The organism is Myxococcus faecalis, assembly GCF_050039385.1.
Lineage (GTDB): Bacteria > Myxococcota > Myxococcia > Myxococcales > Myxococcaceae > Myxococcus > Myxococcus fulvus.
In genome coordinates this window covers 8574098-8589967 of record NZ_CP144336.1, presented here as the reverse complement: position 1 = coordinate 8589967, position 15870 = coordinate 8574098, and the positions used below count along the sequence as shown (strand labels likewise).

The following is a 15870-nucleotide window of genomic DNA, read 5'->3' as shown; positions in this document are numbered from 1 at the left end:
CATGAACATGTACCAGACGAAGAAGACCCTGTTGGCGTTGTGCGCGGCGGTGGGCCTGGGCGGCTGCGGCAGCCTGGACATCGGCGACCTCAACAACCCCAGCCTGGATGATTTCCGCGACAACCCCACCGTCTCCGGCGTCAACAGCGCGTCCACGGGCCTGCTGCTGGGCCACCGCGCGGGCGTGTCGGCGCCGAACGGCTACGTCGCGCAGCTGGGCGTCATCGGCCGCGAGGCGTACGTGTTCGACCCCGCGGACCCGCGCGCCATCGACGAGATGCTCGGCCCCGTCATGGACCCGGGCGCCGCGGCCTTCGGCGGCAACTACTGGACGGCGCCCTACGCCAACATCCGCAACGCCAACACCCTGCTGGCCGCGCTGGAGAAGGTGGCGGGCCTGTCGGACGCGCAGAAGGAGGGCGTGCGCGGCTTCGCGAAGACGATGCAGGCGCTCGACTTCCTGGTGGTCATCAACACGCGTGACACCCAGGGCGCGCCCATCGACGTGGACCGCCCGCTGGGCGCGGACCTGGCCCCCATCGAGGGCAAGGACGCGGTGTTCGCCCACATCGCCGGGCTGCTCGACACGGCCGCGGGCCACCTGGACAACGCCGGGGACAGCTTCTCGTTCCGGCTGAGCACGGGCTTCAACGGCTTCGACACGCCGGCGACGTTCCGCACGTTCAACCGCGCCGTCCGCGCGCGCGTGGCCGTGTACATGGGCCGCAACGAGGACGCGCTCACGGCGCTGAGCCAGTCCTTCATCACCGCCAACGTCCCGGCCGATGACGGCGCGAAGGCCGCGGCCCTCGCCTCGCTCAACGTCGGCGTCTACCACGTCTTCCGCGCGGCCTCCGGCGACGCGGACAACGGCCTGTTGTCCACCACCGTCTTCGCCCACCCGTCCATCGCGACGGACGCGGAGACCGCGGGCGCGGGTGGCCCGGTGGATGACCGCGTGACGCGCAAGACGGTCAAGCTCAACGCCCCCGTCAGCGCCGCGGACGGCAAGCTGACGACGGACCTGCGCTTCACGCTGTACACGTCCGCGGACGCGCCCGTGCCCATCATCCGCAACGAGGAGCTCATCCTCCTGCGCGCCGAGGCCAACATCGGCATGGGCCAGATTGGCGCCGCCGCGGATGACCTCAACTACATCCGCACCCGCTCAGGCCGCCTGCCGGCGCGCACGGACATCACCGCGGAGAACGCCGTGGACGAGCTGCTCAAGCAGAAGCGCTACTCGCTGATGTTCGAGGGCGGCCACCGGTGGATCGACATGCGCCGCTACGGGAAGCTGGACGAGCTGCCGCGCAACCTGGACCCCAACGTCCCGCCGCACGCGTTCTTCCCCATCCCCGTCGCCGAGGTCAACGGACGGCAGTAGCCGTCCTCCGGGGCTCCAGCGCCAACGCCTGGAGCCCCCGTCGTCACAGCCCCGGGTGCGCGCATCGTCGCTCGCCCGGGGCGTTTCATTTCAGCGAGGAGGCCTGCCCAGCCCCGCGCGCTCCGCGACGAGCGCTCCCAGCGCGGACCAGTCCAGGTCTCCATGTCCCTGGGCCACGCCGCCCAGGTACTGGTCCCTCACGAGGCTGGCCAGCGGCATGGGCACCTCCGCCGCGCGCGCCGCCTCCAGCACCAGCCCCACGTCCTTGAGCCCCAGCCGCAGGGCGAAGCCCGCCGGCGAGTACCGCTCCTCCGCGATGGCGCGGGCGTAGTTGGCGAAGATGGGCGAGCTTGCGAAGACGGACTGGAACACCTCCAGGAACTGTCGGGGCTCGACGCCGGACTTGCGCGTGAAGGCGAACGCCTCCGCGAGCGCCTCCAGCATCGACGCGATGAGGAAGTTGCCCGACAGCTTCACCACGTTGGCCATGGACGCGTGCTCGCCCAGCACCGTGAGGCCCCGGCCCAGCGACTCCAGCAGCGGCTTGACGCGCTCCACGTCCACCTGCGCGCCCGCGGCCACCACCCACAGCTGCTTCGCCTCGGCGGCCTCGGGGCGGCCGAACACGGGCGCCGCCACGTAGCCCTGCCCCGCGCTGGCGTGCGCGTCCGTCAGGCGCTGGGAGAGCGCCACGGAGATGGTGCTCGAGGAGACGTGCACCGCGCCCTTGCCCAGCCCCTCGATGATGCCCTGGGCGCCCAAGGACACGGCCTCCGCCGCCACGTCGTCCGCGAGCATGCTGAACACCACGTCGGCGCCCCGGGCCGCGTCCGCGGGACTCGACGCCATGCGCGCGCCCTGCTTCACCAGGGGCTCGCCTCGCGCCGGTGAGCGGTTCCACACCGTCAGCACATGCCCGGCGCCAAGCAGGCTCTTCGCCATGGGCAGCCCCATGTTGCCCAGTCCCACGAATCCCACCTTCATGTCGCGCTCCCGTCGGTTCGGTCCGCGGACTTCCTGCGCGCCCGGGCCCGGTGCCCGCCACCTCTTTCCGGGCGCGAGTCCAGGAGCCGACGCTCGGGCCTACTCCGGCCGGTCCTCGGAGACGTCCAGGTGTTCGAAAGCGCGGCCCAGCCAGAGCACGCCCAGCCCCACCTCCGTCAGCAGCACGGCCGCCGCCGCCAGCCCCGCCAGCGGCAGCGCCCAGAGGTCCAGCGAGCTCCAGGCCACGAAGGCCACCAGCGAGCCCACCAGCGCCGCGGGCACCAGCCCCAGCAGGGACACCACCAGCGAGCCCACCAGCGTCAGCAGGCGCTGGCCCAGGGCCTCGATGCCGCGCGCGCTGCCCACCCGGTCCGCCGGAACCCACGCGGGGAACAACACCACCGCGCCGTTCTGGACGAACAGCCCCGCCAGCGCCACCGAGGGCAACAGCGCCGCCAGCGCCAGTCCCCCGGGCCACCAGTACGTCATGAGCCAGTCGTCCTCGGCGCCCGGGCCACAGACGAGGCCCACCGCGAGCAGCCCCAGCTGCAGGCTGCTGACCACCAGCGCCGACGCCGCCAGCTCCGCGCCCACCACCTGCCAGCCCGCGAGCGGCAGCGCGCGCAAGAGGTCCAGCTTCGGCAGGTCCATTCGCAGGTCCATGCGGAACGCGCTCGGCCCCACCACCGTCATCATCACCGCCAGCAGCGTGGCCATGGGCCCCACCACGCGGCGCGTGTCGGTGAACACGTTCGACTCGCCCATCACCGACACGATGACGGCGGCGAGCAGCAGCGGCGCCATCACCGTCCACACCCCGCCCGCCATCCGCTTGCGGGTGATGAGGTTCTTCCAGATGAGCGCCACCTCGGGACGCCCCCGCGCCGACAGCCGGAAGGGCGCCTTGCGAGCCCCCAGCCCGCCCTTGCGCACGAGCGTCCCGGACAGGCGCTGGGACTGCTCACGCACGCGCGCCTCGGCCTGCGTCACCGCCGTCTCCTCGAAGGGCACCTCCGCCAATCGCACCCAGACGTAGTGCGCCACGGCCAGCACCACCACGGGCGGCAGCGCGCTCCAGAAGGCCGAGGTGTCGCGCGCCAGCGACGGCGCCACCAGGAGCCTGCCGGGCCACAGCACCGCGCTCAGCCCCGGCGAGGCCACCACCGCCTCCACCCAGTGGCGCAGCGCCCCCGGCGTCCCCACCGTCCTGGGGAACGGGTACGTCTCCAGCGTGGAGAACACCCCCATCACCACCGCGGCGAGCACCAGCCCCACGCCCACCCAGCGCTCCACCTGTCCCCGCCGTCCCCTCGCAGCCCAGCGCGTGCGCATGAAGGACGCCGCGATGCCGTGCAGGTACAGCGTGCCGAGCGACAGGAAGGCCCCGGCGAAGAAGAGCGCGGGCTCGGGGCTCACCACCCGGCCGACGAACAGCGTGGCGAACAGCGCGCCCACCGCCGCGCCCATCGCGCCTCGGGCGAGCTTGTAGTGCAACAGCGAGCGCCGGGTGACGGGCGCGGGGAACAGCTGCACCACCTCCGTCTCCGTGAAGGTCAGCGAGGGCCGGTCCGGCCCCAGCGCCCACGCGGAGAACAGCGTGACGAGCACCGAGCCCACCAGCGACAGCTCCGCGAACAGCCTCACGCCCGGAGGCACCGCGGCCACCGGTCCCGTGAAGTCCAGCCGGCGCAGGAAGAGCGAGTAGATGTAGAACAGGCCCACCGCCGCGCCCACGAGGTAGCGGGGCTTGCGCAGCCGCAGCACCTGGAGCCGCAGGCGGTTGCGCGTGGACGCAAGCCAGAGGAAGAGCACCGCGCCCGGGAAGCTCACGGCCTGGGCATCTCCGAGCCCGCGCCGCTGGTGATGCGCACGAAGAGGTCCTCGAGCGACGCGCTGCCCGCGTCCGGTCCACTCAGCCGCGCGCGAATCTCCTCCAGGCTGCCGAGCGCCATGGCCCGCCCTCCGGCAATCACCAGCAGCCGGTGGCACAGCTCCTCCACCAGGGGCAACAGGTGCGAGGACAACACCAGCGCCGCGCCCTCCTCCGCGCGCCGACGCAGCGAGTCCTTCATGCGCCGGATGCCGATGGGGTCCAGGCCCGTGAGCGGCTCGTCGAGCAGGATGAGCCGGGGCGAGTGCAGGAAGCCGCAGGCGATGGACAGCTTCTGCTTCATGCCGCGCGACAGCTCGCCGGGCAGCGCCTTCTCCTTGCCCGTCAGCTCCATCTCCTCCAGGAGCGCGCGGCCCCGCGCCTCCCAGTCCTCCACGCCGTAGAGCCGCGCCGTGAAGTTCAGGTGCTCCCACACCGTGAGGTAGTCGAAGAAGCGCGGCTCGTCGGGCAGGAAGGCCAGCTCGCGCTTGGCCTCCACCGCGTCCTTGCCCAAATCATACCCCGCCACGATGACCTTGCCCGCCGAGGGCGGGAGGATGCCGGCGAGGCAGCGCAGCGTGGACGTCTTGCCCGCGCCGTTGGGGCCCACCAGGCCCAGCACCTCGCCGGGCGCCACGTTGAAGTGCAGGCCCTGCACCGCCGTCACCGCGCCGTAGCGCTTCTCCAGGCCCGCCACCCGCAGGACGAAGTCCATTCGCACGCCCCTCGCCTCAGGCCAGCTTCAGCAGGTCCCTGACGGTGTCCATCACCACCTTGGCCTGCACGGGCTTCACCAGGTACGCACTGGCGCCCAGCGCCAGCGCCCGCTCCCGGTCCGCCGCCGCGCCTTCCGTCGTGATGACGACGATGGGCACGCCGCGATGGTCCGTGGCCTGACGGATGTGGTGGATGAGCTTCAGCCCGTCCATCAACGGCATGTTGATGTCCGTGAGCACCAGGTCGAAGCGGCCCTGGGTCAGCTTCTTGAGCCCCTCGGCGCCGTCCTGCGCCTCGGTGCAGACCATCCCGCTGATGCGCTGCAACGCGTACATGATGCTGCGTCGCATCGCCTGCGAGTCGTCGACGACGAGGGCTCGAATCTGCTGCGTCATGGCCCGCGCACACTAACACCCGACCCCGTCGCCCCGCCCGGCCATCTCACCGTCGACGACGGGCCAGCGAGGCGAGCGCGGGTCCGATTTCCCCCAGTCGCAGCACCCGCTTCACCGCCCCAGCCGCCACCGCCTCGCCCGGCATGCCGTACACCACCGCGGTCTCCTCCGACTCCGCCCAGACCTCGCCCCCCGCGCGCTGCACCTCGCGCGCGCCCAGCGCCCCGTCCGCCCCCATGCCCGTCAACACCACCGCCAGCGCGCGCGGGCCCAGCACCTGAGCCACGCTGGTGAAGAGCCGATCCACGCTCGGCGCGTACTTGTCCACGGGCGTCGGCGGGGGCGTGTGCAGCTCCAGACGCGTCCCCCGGTCCACCACCACCAGGTGCCGGCCTCCGGGCGCGATGTACACGTGTCCGGGTTGCACCACGTCCCCCTCGCTCGCCTCCGTCACGGTGAAGGGGCCAATCCTGTCCAGCCGGTCCGCGAAGGCCCGGGTGAACTGCGCGGGCATGTGCTGGCTCACCAGCACGCACGGCGTCGGCTCCGCGGCCAGGCCCTCCAGCACGCGCTGCACTGCGGGAGGGCCTCCCGTGGACGCGCCGATGGCCACCACCAGGGGCAGCTCGCCCGCCACCGCCAGCGCCCGCGCGCCGGGCGACACGTGGCGCTGTCCCGGCCGCACGTGCAGGGCCGCGCGCACCTTGTCGAGCAGCTCCACGCGCAGCCCCTCCAGCTCCTCGGGCGTGCCGCGCGCGGGCTTGGCGATGAAGTCGAACGCGCCCAGCTCCAGCGCCTTGAAGACGTCCGAGCGGTGCGCGTAGCTGGAGATGACGATGACGGGCGTGGGCGCCGTGCGCATGAGCAGCCGCAGGAACGTGTAGCCACCCAGCTTCGGCATCTCCAAATCCAACGTCACCACGTCCGGCTTGAGCTCCAGGACCTTCTTGAGGCCCTCCTCGCCGTCGGCCGCGCGGTCCAGCACGCGCACGTCCGGCGCGGACTCCAGCAGCGTGGTGAGCGTGTGCCGGTTGTGCGCGGAGTCATCGATGACGAGCACCGAGACCGTGCCCCGCTCGCTCATCGGACCTCACCGCCCGCGAGCCCCGGCAGCTCGGGCCTGCGGTACACCAGGTCTCCGCGCAGGTGCACCAGCTCGAAGTCGGCGCCCAGGTTGAGCAGGTTCTCGGAGTGCCCCAGGAGCAGGTAGCCCCCGGGCACCAGCCTGTCGCGCAGGATTCGCAGCACCTTCCTGCGCGCGGACTGGTCGAAGTAGATCATCACGTTGCGGCAGAACACCGCGTCCATCTTCATCACCAGCTGGCTGCCGGCCTCGTCCAGAAGGTTGTGGTGGCCGAAGGACACCATGGCGCGGACATCGTCGCGCACGCGCACCTTGGTGTTGCCCGCGGGGACGAAGAAGCGCTCCAGCAGGTCCGCGGACGTGGCGCGCAGCGCGGACGGGCCGTACTCCGCGCGCCGCGCCATCGTCAGCACGCGCCGGGAGATGTCGGAGCCGTACACCTCCACGTCCCAGCCCTCGAAGCGGGGCTCGTCCTTGAGGAGCATCGCCAGCGTGTACGCCTCCTCACCGGAGGAGCACCCCGCGGACCACAGGCGCAGCCGCTTCGTGCGCGCGTTGCGCTTCTCGAGCACGGGCAGCAGCTCCTCCCGGAAGGCCTTGAGCTGCGAGGGCTCGCGGAAGAAGTACGTCTCGTGCGTGGTGAGCGACTCGACGGCGGCCTCCAGCTCCGCGTGCCGGTTGGCGTCGTAGCGCAGGTAGCGGTGGTAGGCGCTGAAGTCCGGGACGCCCAGCGTCTCCAGGCGCGGCCACAGCCGCCGCTCCATCACGAACTTCATGTCCTCGTGCACGAGGATGCCGCAGTGCGAGTACACGTGGTCGCGCAGGAGCCGGAACTCCTCCGCGGTCATCTCCGGCCGACTGTCGTCGAAGCGAGCCACCCCGAGTCCCCCCGCTCAGCGCCGCGACAAGCGCTCCACCGCGTCCGCCAGTGCCTGTCGAGCCAGCGCGTCCGGCTCCGTCTCCAGCACCCGACGGGCCGGCTCCAGACACTCCGGCCCTCCCGAGTCTCCCAGCACTCGCGCCGCCGCCGCGCGCACATCCCAGTGGGGATGCTCCAGCAAGGATACCGCCAGAGTCACGCCCTCCCGCGACACCGCACCCGCGGACAACACCGCCTTCACCACCTCCTCGTCGGAATGCCCAGACGCCTCCCGCAGCACCTTCGCCTCCACCCGGCCCAGCCTCGACAGCGCCCGCACCGCGGCCACCGCCAACGCGCCGTCCGGATGACGCACCAGTCGCTCCAGCTCCGGCGCGCGGTCCACCGCGCCGCTCTCCCCCACCGCCTCCACCGCGGCCCGCCTCACGGAGGCGTCCTCGTCCTGGAGCGCGGAGCGCAGCAGCGCGCCCGCCTCCGCGCCTCCCAACCGTCCCATGGCGCGCGCTCCCGCCGCCCGCACGGGAGAGGCCTCGTCCGCGAGCGCCGCGCGCGCCAGCTCCCGACCGACGCCGCCGTCCACCTCTCCGGCCACCTCCACCGCCGCGGCTCGCCAGCGCGGGTCGACATCGCGCGCGAGCGCACGCAGCGACGGCAGCGCGGGCGCGCCTCCCACGCGGCCCAGCGCCGTCACCGCCACGGGGGTGGCCCGACGCGCCACCGCCTCCTCCAGCGCCGACAGCACCGCCGCCCGGCAGCTCCCCGCGAGCGCGCCCAGGGCCCGCGTCGCCGCGCCCGCCGTCACCGGGTCCCGCAGCAGATCCACCAGCGGGCTGGCCGCCTCCGGTGAGCGGGTCCGCCCCAACGCCCGCACCACCACCCCGCGCAGGTCATCCTCCGCCCACTCCAGCAGCGCGCACAGCGGCGTGACGGAGCCGGGGTCCACCAGGTCCACCAGCGCCTCGGCCGCCGCGGCCCTCGCCGGCGCGGACAGGTCCGCCATCGCCGCGAGCAGGAGCCGGCCACCTTCGGAGCCCAGCCGCCCCAGCGTGCCCAGCACATCCCGCAGCAGCCGGTCCTCGCGGGCGACCTCCGCCACCCGCACCGCGAGCGAGGCCTCGCCCAGCGCCGCCACCGCGAGCAGCGCGCCCGAGCGCACCGCCACGTCCTCCGCCTCCATCGCCTGCTCCAGCCGCGACACCGCGTCCGGCAGGCGCCGGAGCGCCGCGACGATGACGGCCTCCAGCTCACAGCGACGCGACGCCTCCACCAGCGAGGCCTGCGTGCCCAGCGCCGCCAGGGCTGCCTCGCGAATCGAGCGCGCGTCCGACGACAGGCCCTGACACAGCCGCTCCGTGGCGGCCACCTGGGGGATGAGCCCCAGCACGCGGAAGGCGCTGCGTCGCAGCTTCGCGTCGTCCAGCAGCGCCACCACCACGGGCAGGGGCGGAGGGCGACGCAGGAGCGCCAGGCCCTCCAGCGAGGACAGGCGCAGCAGCGGCTCCGCGTCACCGAGCAGCCGCGACAACGCGCGCGCCGCGTGCTCCCCGCCCACGCGCCCCAGCGCTTCCGACACCGCCACGCGCACGTTCAGGTCCGGGTCCTCCAGGGCCTGGACGAGCGGCAGCTCCGCGGTGCCGAGCCCCAGTTGCCCGAGGATGTCCGCGGCGAACTTGCGCTGGTCCGGGTCCACGTGGCCCAAGAGCTTCACCAGCGGCGCGAGCGCGGCCGGGCCCAGGCCGGAGAGGGCCTCCGCCGCGGCGTTGCGCGCGCCCGTCTCCCCGCGCTCGCCCAGCACGGCGACGAGCCGGGAGGCCACCTGCTCGGGGGGCGTCAGCCGCTGCAGGCCCGTCGCCGCCGCGTGCCGCACGCGCCAGCTCTCGTCGTGCAGGCCGGTGACGAGCACGTCGAGGATGCCCTCTGCTCGCGGGTCCAGCTCCTGGAGCGCGCGGTAGCGCTCCTCCTCCGCGGGGAAGACGGGCAGGTGGCTCATTCGAAGACCCGGTCGGACCCTTCCTGCGCGTAGAACCAGAGGGCGTAGATGCCCAGGCACGTGCCCAGCGGGAAGTTCGCCAGGTTCAGGATTCCCAGCACCAGCGCCAGCACCCGCGACCACGCGCGCCGCTTCAACAAGCCGATGCCCGTGAAGAGCCCCGGCAGGCAGTACACCAGGACACAGACGCTCACGCCGCCGCCGAACCACCAGAAGTCGGCGCGGTCCTTGGCCGAAGCGGTGTCGCTGATGATGCCCAGCCCCATGACCGTGAAGAAGAGCATCGCGCCGACGCCCACCAGCACCGTCAAGCCGTTCACCACCAGGAAGCTGATGCCGAGGATGCGGCGGTGGTTGTCCAGGTCACTGCGAGGCATGGCCCTTCCCTTCACGTGTCATCGCGCCGGACGAACCGCCTCGCGCTCCAGCTCCGCGCGCAACAGCGCCTTCAAGTCCAGCAACAGTCGCAACCGGTCCGGTGGACCGCACACCCCCACGACGAAGGGCGAGCGCCCCGCCACCCTCAACGCGGGCGCGGGCTTGATATCACCCCGACGCGCGCGCAGCACCTCCGCCACGCGCTCCACCTTCACCGCCACCCGCCGCGCGCCCAGCCTGCAGACCAAGAGGCGCGCCTTGCGCGACTCCACCGAGGGCTGCCCCTGCAATCTCTTGCGCAGGTCCACCACCGGCAGGATGACGCCGCGCAGGTGCAGCACGCCTTCGACGAACGACGGCGCGTGGGGGATGGGTGTCACGCGCTGGAGCGGGAGCACCTCCTCCACGCGCTGGATGTCGAGCGCGTATTCGTCCTCGCCGACGAAGAAGGCGCACAGCTGCACTGGCGAGTCCGGGTGTCCCGCGGGCGCCTCGGGCACACCGGAAGGATGATGCGCCAGCAGGTTGACGGAGTCCTTCATGACGCCAGCGCCTGTTCGGGGTCCAGGAGGATGAACAGCGAGGGTCCACGTCGGCCGATGGCCACCACGCAGTCCCGGTCCCCGATTCGGAGGCTCGGCGGTGGCGGCTCCAACATGGAGGGCTTGAGCTTCACCACGCCGCTGACGCTGTCCACCCACACACCCGCGGGCCCCGTCTGCGTGCGCAGCACGAGGATGCGTGCGTCTCGCGGCGGCACGGGCGCGTCGGGGCCGGCGACCAGCGGCGCGCGTTCCGCGAGGCCCAGGCGCACCTTGATATCGTACGCGGGCAGCAGCTCGCCGCGCAGGTTCAGCACGCCCAGCAGCTGGGGCTCGGCCCTGGGAATCTCCGTCAGCGGCGGCACCTTGGCGATCTCGCGCACCGCGCGGATGGGCACCGCGTAGCACTCTCCCTCCAGGCGGAAGGCGAGGTACTCCTCGGGGACCTCCTCGGGCGTGACGGAGGCCACGCCGTCGCTGCCGGCGGCGAAGTCCTGCAGCCCGCTGACGTCCTCGTCCGGACGGAAGAAGAAGTCGTCGAGCAGTTCGGCGAACCGGGACACGGCTCGCGAGGATAGCAGCCGGCCGCGCCGGACGTCAGGCCCGCCTTCGCTCCAGGGCCAGCCCGTCTTCCAGCAGCGCGCCGACATCCAGCACCAGCACGGGAGTCCGGTTTCCCAGGTCCGTGGCGCCGGAGATGCCCCGGACCGATTGCAGCCGGCCGCCCAGGGGCTTGGTGACGATGTCCTGCTGCCCGTGCAGTTCGTCCACGGCGATGCCCAGCCGCTCCTGGGCGAGCCCCACCACCACCACGAAGTAGCGACTCACCGGCCGCTCTGGCAGACCGAACAGGCGCGACAGGCGCACGAAGGGGAGCGTCTGTCCGCGCAGGTCCAGCACCTCGCGCCGCTCCACGGTGCGAATCTCGCGGGGCTGCACGGAGAGGATTTCGAGCACGCTGTTGAGGGGAACCGCGTACGTGCGCGCGCTCACGCCCACGACCAGCGCGCGGATGATGGCCAGCGTGACGGGCAGCGTCAGGTGGAAGGCGGTGCCCTTCCCGCGCTCGCTCCACACGTCGATGATGCCGGAGAGGTTGCCCAGGTTGTTCTTCACCACGTCCAGGCCCACGCCTCGGCCGGACAGCTCGGACACGCTGCGCGCGGTGGAGAAGCCCGGAAGGAAGATGAGGTTGAGCAGCTCGCGGCGGCCCATCTCCTCGGCCTGCGCGAAGGTGATGAGGCCCCGCGTCAGCGCCACCTCGCGCACGCGCAGCTCGTCGATGCCCGCGCCGTCGTCGCTCACCTCGATGACGACGTGGTTGCCCTTCTGCACGGCGCGCAGCGCCACCACCGCGCGGCGGGACTTGCCCGCGGCCAGTCGCGCGTCCGGTGACTCGACGCCGTGGTCGATGGCGTTGCGGATGAGGTGCATGAGCGGGTCGCTCAGCTCCTCGACGATGAGCTTGTCGAGCTCCACCTCGCCGCCGCCGATGACGAAGTCGATCTCCTTGCCCGCCTCGCGGGTGATGCGACGCACCAGCCGGGCCAGCTTGTCGAACACCTGGCCCACGGGGACCATGCGTGCCTCGAGCAGGCCCTCCTGGAGGGCCTCCAGCTTGCGCTCCAGGCCCCGCGTCTCGCGCGCCAGCTCCTGACCGAACAGCTTCGACAGGGGCACCACGCCGTCCTGCCGCGCGGACTCGGCGAGCCGCTGGAGGTTCGCCTTGATGAGCAGCAGCTCGCCCACCATGTTGATGAGGCCATCCAGCTTGCCGATGTCGACGCGCACCGTCTGCGTCAACGAGCGCAGCGACGGCTCCGGCGTGGTGGAGGCCACGGTCGTCGGAGGTGCAGAGGTCGGGGCTTCGGCGGAGGTCGATACCGCGCGCACGGGAGCGCGGCCTCCGGGGCCCTGGAGGTACGTCACGAGCGACGGCCCGGTGGTGGCCGCGACGCCCTGCAGCAACGTCACGCCACCCAGCCCCACACTTGCAGGACCCGAGGTTGGATTCACGCCCCCCTTCCCCATCGGGGGCGAGCCCGCGTTCTCACGCCCGCCGTCACCCCGCGCCGCCCCAGGCCCTTGCTCCGTGAGCGGCAGTGACGGCTGTCGCCCTTCCGTCATCCCCTTCGCGCCGCGCTTCTTCCCACCGCGCTTCGCCACGGGCGGCGCCCCCTCGGGACGCGTGCCCGGCGGCTCCACGACGATGGCGGGCGGCTCGACCACCCTGGCCAGCACCTCCGCCGAGTGGGCCGTCGCGGGCACCCCCACGGGCCTCACGTTGAGGGGCGCCAGCTCCGCGGGCGTCCCACTCAATCCAGACTCCAGCTCCGTCACCGACACGTGCGTGCCGAAGATGAGGTCGAACGCGATGCCATGCGCCCCACCCGGCCGCGCGGACGGCAGCGTGCTGATGACCTCACCCAGCGGCTTGAGCCGCGTGTTCAGGTCCGCCAGCCCCTTGTCGAAGTCCGACAGGTCGAACGCCGCGCGCACGCGCCACAGCGCCACGCCCCGCCGCACGTTCTCCCGGAGCCGATGCTCCTCGTACTCCGTGAAGACCGAGCGCACCTGCGCTTCCAGTTCCAGCCGCTCCAGCGGGTCCTCGTCCCGAGCGACGGGCACCTCGCCCAGGCGGATCAACCGCTCCGCCATGCCCTCCACGCGCCGGCTCAGCCCCTCCGTCTCCAACCCCCGCGCCGTCTCCGCCAACAGCGACTGGAACGCATCCAGCGCTTCAATCAGCGTGTCGAGCACCGCGTCGTCCAACAGCAGCCTGCCCAGCCGCAGCCGGTCGAGCAGGTCCTCCGTCCCGTGCGCCAGCCGGGAGATGCGCTCCTGCCCGAACAGCCCCGCCAGGCCCTTGAGCGAGTGCGCCGCGCGGAAGATGCCGTTGACCCGCTCCGGGTCCGCCTCCTGGCCGCGCCGCTCGTCCAGCACCAGCAGGTCCTTGCCGAGCGCCTCGAGAATCTCGGTCGCCTCGGCCACGAACTCGGCCAGGGCCTTGCTCGGGGGACTCACGGCAGCTTCAGGTACCGGCGCAAGAGCCCCTCGAGGCTGCCGGGCTGGAACGGCTTGACCAGGTACTCCGCCGCCCCCAACGCCATGCCCCGCTCGCGGTCCTGCTCCCGCCCCTCCGTGGTGATGATGAAGAGCGGCACGTCGCGGTAGTTGGGGTTCTTCTTGACGAAGTTGATGAGCTCCAGCCCGTTGATGTCGGGCATGTTGATGTCGGTGATGATGAGGTCGAAGCGGTGACGCGGCAGCAGCTTCAGCGCCTCGAAGCCGCTGGAGGTGACGACGGCCTCGATGCCCTCCACCGCCTCCACCGTCGACGCGATGTATTCGCGCGACGCCTTGGAGTCCTCGACAATCAACACCTTGACACGCATGCGTGCACGCCCCGGACGGTCCCCCGATGCTAACAGAAGGCCTGCCCGGTCGCCGAGCTTCAGCCCTTCCTGCCTGGTAGGAGTCGGACGAGCGCCTTGTCCGTCAGGAGGGCCACCCGTCCGCCCTTGAACGCCGGCAAGAAGCCCTTCTGGAAGGCCTCCGCCCGCGCCGCGTCATCCAACGAACCGCCGCCGGGGATTTCCAGCGCCACCGACGCCACCTTGGCCCGGCTGAGCACCTTGCCCGCCTCGGCCAGCGCCTCGTGGAGCCTTTCGGCGTCCAGCGCCTTCCGGGCCCCCAGGCCCACGACGAAGATGCGCGGCACCTCCAGCTTCCCGTCCGCGGGCAACAGGAGCCAGTCGTCCTTCACGCCGGAGAAGAAGCCGCCCTTGAGCACCCGCGACAACGCACCGCACAGGCGCCAGTCCACGTAGCCCGCGGTGGCCGGCAACGGGCGATCATCCTCGGCCACGAACAGGCACAGGGCGTCCACGCCGGTCAGCGAGTCCAGCCCCTCCATCCCGATGTCGTGCGTCGTCGTCTGGCTCACCGCGGTTGCTCCTCGGCTCGGGACTTCAGTCCTTCTTGAGCGCCACCGCCACCCGGTCCAACAGGCCGTTGACGAACGCGCTGGACTCCTCCGTCCCGAAGTTCTTCCCCAGCTCCACCGCCTCGTTGATGGTGACCTTGCGGGGGATGTCCGGACGGTACTTCAGCTCGAAGATGCCCACGCGCAGCACGTTGCGGTCGATGCGGGACATGCGGTCCAACCGCCAGTTGTGGCTGTGCGACTCGATGAGCCGGTCGATCTCCGCGCGGTGGCCCTGCACGCCGTCCACCAGCTCGCGGGCGAACTTCACCGCGTCCGGATCGCGCTTCTGCTCCTCGGCCTCGGCGGAGGCCGTCCACGCCGACTCCAGCGCCTCGTACACCGACGTCCCCGGCGCCATCTCCAGCTGGTAGAGCGCCTGCAACGCCCGCTCACGTCCCGTTCTGCGCGCGCCCATGGACTACCCCTTCCTCGCGTCGAGCGCGGGGATGCGCGCGTACAGGTTCACCATCTCGATGCAGGCCAGCGTGGCCTCGGCGCCCTTGTTGCCCGCCTTCACGCCCGCCCGGTCGATGGCCTGCTCCACCGTGTCGGTGGTGAGCACGCCGAACGTCACGGACGTCGCGGGGTTGGCCGCCGCCGCGTTGAAGGCCACCGCGCCGATGCCCTTGGCGCACTCGCCGGCCACGTAGTCGAAGTGGGGCGTGCCGCCGCGGATGACGGCGCCCAGGGCGATGACGCCCACGTACTGACGCGACTCCGTCACGCGGCGCACCAGCCCGGGCAGCTCGTACGTGCCGGGGCAGCGGTACACGTCCACGTCCGCGTCGGCCACGCCGTGGCGCACCAGCGTGTCCACGGCGCCCTTGGCCAGCTCCTCGGTGATGAAGCCATTGAAGCGGGCAACGCAGATGGCGAAGCGGCCCTTGGGGGGGAGGAAGTCACCTTCGATGTAGCGAGGCATGCGGGGCTTCCTACACCACCCGCGCCCCCGCCGTCGCCTGCTACGGCGTGCCGAAGCCCGCCGCCCGGACGGTCGCCTCCGTCACCCCACCCGGGGAAGCGCCCACCTGCCCGCGCTGGAGCGAGAACAGCCGGGCCACGTACTTCCCAATCGGGTCCGCCTCCAGGTTGACCCGGGCCCCCACCGCCTTGGCCCGCAGGGTGGTGCGCTCCTGCGTCTCCGGAATCAGCTGCACCCCGAAGCGGTCCGCGCCCACGCTGTTGACCGTCAGACTGATGCCGTCGATGGCCACCGAGCCCTTCTCGATGAAGTACGGCGCCAGGGACTCGGGCAGGCCGAACACCATCACCCACGAGCCGCCTTCCGGGTAGGTCTCCAGCACCGAGCTGACCTGGTCCACGTGCCCGGAGACCAGGTGCCCGCCCAGCCGGTCCCCCAGCGCCAGCGCCCGCTCCAGGTTGACCCGGTCCCCGGGCCGCACCCCGTCCAGCGTGGTGCGCCTGAGCGACTCCGGCGCCACCTGCACCCGGAAGGTGTCCCCGGAGAGCTCCACCACCGTGAGGCACGCGCCATCCACGGCGATCGACTCGCCCAGCGCGAAGCCCGAGGCCCCCAGCGCCGTGCGAATCCACAAGTCCGTCATCCCACCCGGGATGACGCGCTCCACCCTGCCGATGTCCTGAATGAGCCCGGTGAACATGATGCCCAGGCTTATAACGAACGGCCCCGCGGG

Annotated in this window: 17 protein-coding genes; 1 reads left to right on the top strand and 16 read right to left on the bottom strand. The window is 72.1% G+C overall.

Going from position 1 to position 15870, the window contains the following annotated elements; all coding sequences use genetic code 11:
• Position 1: 1 nt before the first annotated feature.
• On the top strand, positions 2-1387 hold the full coding sequence (locus VZQ01_RS34745) for a RagB/SusD family nutrient uptake outer membrane protein (RefSeq protein ID WP_223745820.1): 1386 nt from the start codon (positions 2-4) through the stop codon (positions 1385-1387).
• A 90-nt stretch (positions 1388-1477) separates the two neighbouring features.
• Here VZQ01_RS34745 and VZQ01_RS34740 read toward each other — a convergent pair whose 3' ends face one another.
• The 16 genes from VZQ01_RS34740 to VZQ01_RS34665 all read right to left on the bottom strand — a co-directional run bounded on the left by VZQ01_RS34740 (position 1478) and on the right by VZQ01_RS34665 (position 15837).
• Complete coding sequence (locus tag VZQ01_RS34740; RefSeq protein WP_426745775.1) at positions 1478-2371, bottom strand: NAD(P)-dependent oxidoreductase; 894 nt, start codon at positions 2369-2371, stop codon at positions 1478-1480.
• 99 nt (positions 2372-2470) lie between these two features.
• Complete coding sequence (locus VZQ01_RS34735; protein ID WP_223745818.1) at positions 2471-4201, bottom strand: putative ABC exporter domain-containing protein; 1731 nt, start codon at positions 4199-4201, stop codon at positions 2471-2473.
• Positions 4198-4956, bottom strand: a complete 759-nt coding sequence (locus VZQ01_RS34730) for an ABC transporter ATP-binding protein (protein WP_046714837.1) — start codon at positions 4954-4956, stop codon at positions 4198-4200. Before VZQ01_RS34730 ends, VZQ01_RS34735 begins: the two co-directional genes overlap by 4 nt.
• 16 nt (positions 4957-4972) lie before the next feature.
• Positions 4973-5353 (bottom strand): response regulator, encoded by a 381-nt coding sequence (locus VZQ01_RS34725; RefSeq protein WP_223745816.1) that lies wholly within the window; start codon positions 5351-5353, stop codon positions 4973-4975.
• A gap of 46 nt (positions 5354-5399) precedes the next feature.
• Entirely contained in the window at positions 5400-6437 is a 1038-nt protein-coding gene (locus tag VZQ01_RS34720) for a protein-glutamate methylesterase/protein-glutamine glutaminase (RefSeq protein ID WP_223745815.1), read from the bottom strand.
• Positions 6434-7315 (bottom strand): CheR family methyltransferase, encoded by an 882-nt coding sequence (locus tag VZQ01_RS34715; RefSeq protein WP_228557003.1) that lies wholly within the window; start codon positions 7313-7315, stop codon positions 6434-6436. The genes VZQ01_RS34720 and VZQ01_RS34715 overlap by 4 nt, the downstream gene beginning before the upstream one ends.
• A 15-nt stretch (positions 7316-7330) precedes the next feature.
• Positions 7331-9307: a HEAT repeat domain-containing protein gene (locus VZQ01_RS34710; protein WP_426745774.1), complete on the bottom strand. Its 1977-nt coding sequence runs from the start codon at positions 9305-9307 to the stop codon at positions 7331-7333.
• Complete coding sequence (locus VZQ01_RS34705) at positions 9304-9684, bottom strand: hypothetical protein (RefSeq protein WP_223745812.1); 381 nt, start codon at positions 9682-9684, stop codon at positions 9304-9306. The genes VZQ01_RS34710 and VZQ01_RS34705 overlap by 4 nt, the downstream gene beginning before the upstream one ends.
• An 18-nt stretch (positions 9685-9702) precedes the next feature.
• Positions 9703-10227: a chemotaxis protein CheW gene (locus VZQ01_RS34700; protein WP_223745811.1), complete on the bottom strand. Its 525-nt coding sequence runs from the start codon at positions 10225-10227 to the stop codon at positions 9703-9705.
• Complete coding sequence (locus VZQ01_RS34695) at positions 10224-10790, bottom strand: chemotaxis protein CheW (RefSeq protein ID WP_223745810.1); 567 nt, start codon at positions 10788-10790, stop codon at positions 10224-10226. The genes VZQ01_RS34700 and VZQ01_RS34695 overlap by 4 nt, the downstream gene beginning before the upstream one ends.
• 34 nt (positions 10791-10824) lie before the next feature.
• Positions 10825-13251, bottom strand: coding sequence for a chemotaxis protein CheA (locus VZQ01_RS34690; RefSeq protein WP_426745773.1), 2427 nt, complete (start codon positions 13249-13251; stop codon positions 10825-10827).
• Positions 13248-13622, bottom strand: coding sequence for a response regulator (locus tag VZQ01_RS34685; protein ID WP_046714844.1), 375 nt, complete (start codon positions 13620-13622; stop codon positions 13248-13250). Before VZQ01_RS34685 ends, VZQ01_RS34690 begins: the two co-directional genes overlap by 4 nt.
• Positions 13623-13681: 59 nt before the next feature.
• Positions 13682-14173: a M17 family peptidase N-terminal domain-containing protein gene (locus tag VZQ01_RS34680; protein WP_223745808.1), complete on the bottom strand. Its 492-nt coding sequence runs from the start codon at positions 14171-14173 to the stop codon at positions 13682-13684.
• Between the two features lie 25 nt (positions 14174-14198).
• Positions 14199-14630, bottom strand: a complete 432-nt coding sequence (nusB, locus tag VZQ01_RS34675; protein ID WP_141327756.1) for a transcription antitermination factor NusB — start codon at positions 14628-14630, stop codon at positions 14199-14201.
• Positions 14631-14633: 3 nt separating this feature from the next.
• Positions 14634-15137, bottom strand: a complete 504-nt coding sequence (gene ribH, locus VZQ01_RS34670) for a 6,7-dimethyl-8-ribityllumazine synthase (protein WP_046714846.1) — start codon at positions 15135-15137, stop codon at positions 14634-14636.
• Between the two features lie 40 nt (positions 15138-15177).
• The gene (locus tag VZQ01_RS34665; protein ID WP_426745772.1) at positions 15178-15837 is read right to left on the bottom strand and encodes a riboflavin synthase; all 660 of its coding nucleotides are present in this window, start codon (positions 15835-15837) and stop codon (positions 15178-15180) included.
• Positions 15838-15870 lie beyond the last annotated feature (33 nt).

What these genes read in the sequence shown, in the direction of transcription:
- VZQ01_RS34745 (WP_223745820.1), top strand. Translation starts at nt 2, where the DNA reads ATGAACATGTACCAGACGAAGAAGACCCTGTTGGCGTTGTGCGCGGCG.
- VZQ01_RS34740 (WP_426745775.1), bottom strand. Translation starts at nt 2,371, where the DNA reads ATGAAGGTGGGATTCGTGGGACTGGGCAACATGGGGCTGCCCATGGCG.
- VZQ01_RS34730 (WP_046714837.1), bottom strand. Translation starts at nt 4,956, where the DNA reads ATGGACTTCGTCCTGCGGGTGGCGGGCCTGGAGAAGCGCTACGGCGCG.
- VZQ01_RS34725 (WP_223745816.1), bottom strand. Translation starts at nt 5,353, where the DNA reads ATGACGCAGCAGATTCGAGCCCTCGTCGTCGACGACTCGCAGGCGATG.
- VZQ01_RS34720 (WP_223745815.1), bottom strand. Translation starts at nt 6,437, where the DNA reads ATGAGCGAGCGGGGCACGGTCTCGGTGCTCGTCATCGATGACTCCGCG.
- VZQ01_RS34710 (WP_426745774.1), bottom strand. Translation starts at nt 9,307, where the DNA reads ATGAGCCACCTGCCCGTCTTCCCCGCGGAGGAGGAGCGCTACCGCGCG.
- VZQ01_RS34705 (WP_223745812.1), bottom strand. Translation starts at nt 9,684, where the DNA reads ATGCCTCGCAGTGACCTGGACAACCACCGCCGCATCCTCGGCATCAGC.
- VZQ01_RS34700 (WP_223745811.1), bottom strand. Translation starts at nt 10,227, where the DNA reads ATGAAGGACTCCGTCAACCTGCTGGCGCATCATCCTTCCGGTGTGCCC.
- VZQ01_RS34685 (WP_046714844.1), bottom strand. Translation starts at nt 13,622, where the DNA reads ATGCGTGTCAAGGTGTTGATTGTCGAGGACTCCAAGGCGTCGCGCGAA.
- nusB (WP_141327756.1), bottom strand. Translation starts at nt 14,630, where the DNA reads ATGGGCGCGCGCAGAACGGGACGTGAGCGGGCGTTGCAGGCGCTCTAC.
- ribH (WP_046714846.1), bottom strand. Translation starts at nt 15,137, where the DNA reads ATGCCTCGCTACATCGAAGGTGACTTCCTCCCCCCCAAGGGCCGCTTC.
- VZQ01_RS34665 (WP_426745772.1), bottom strand. Translation starts at nt 15,837, where the DNA reads ATGTTCACCGGGCTCATTCAGGACATCGGCAGGGTGGAGCGCGTCATC.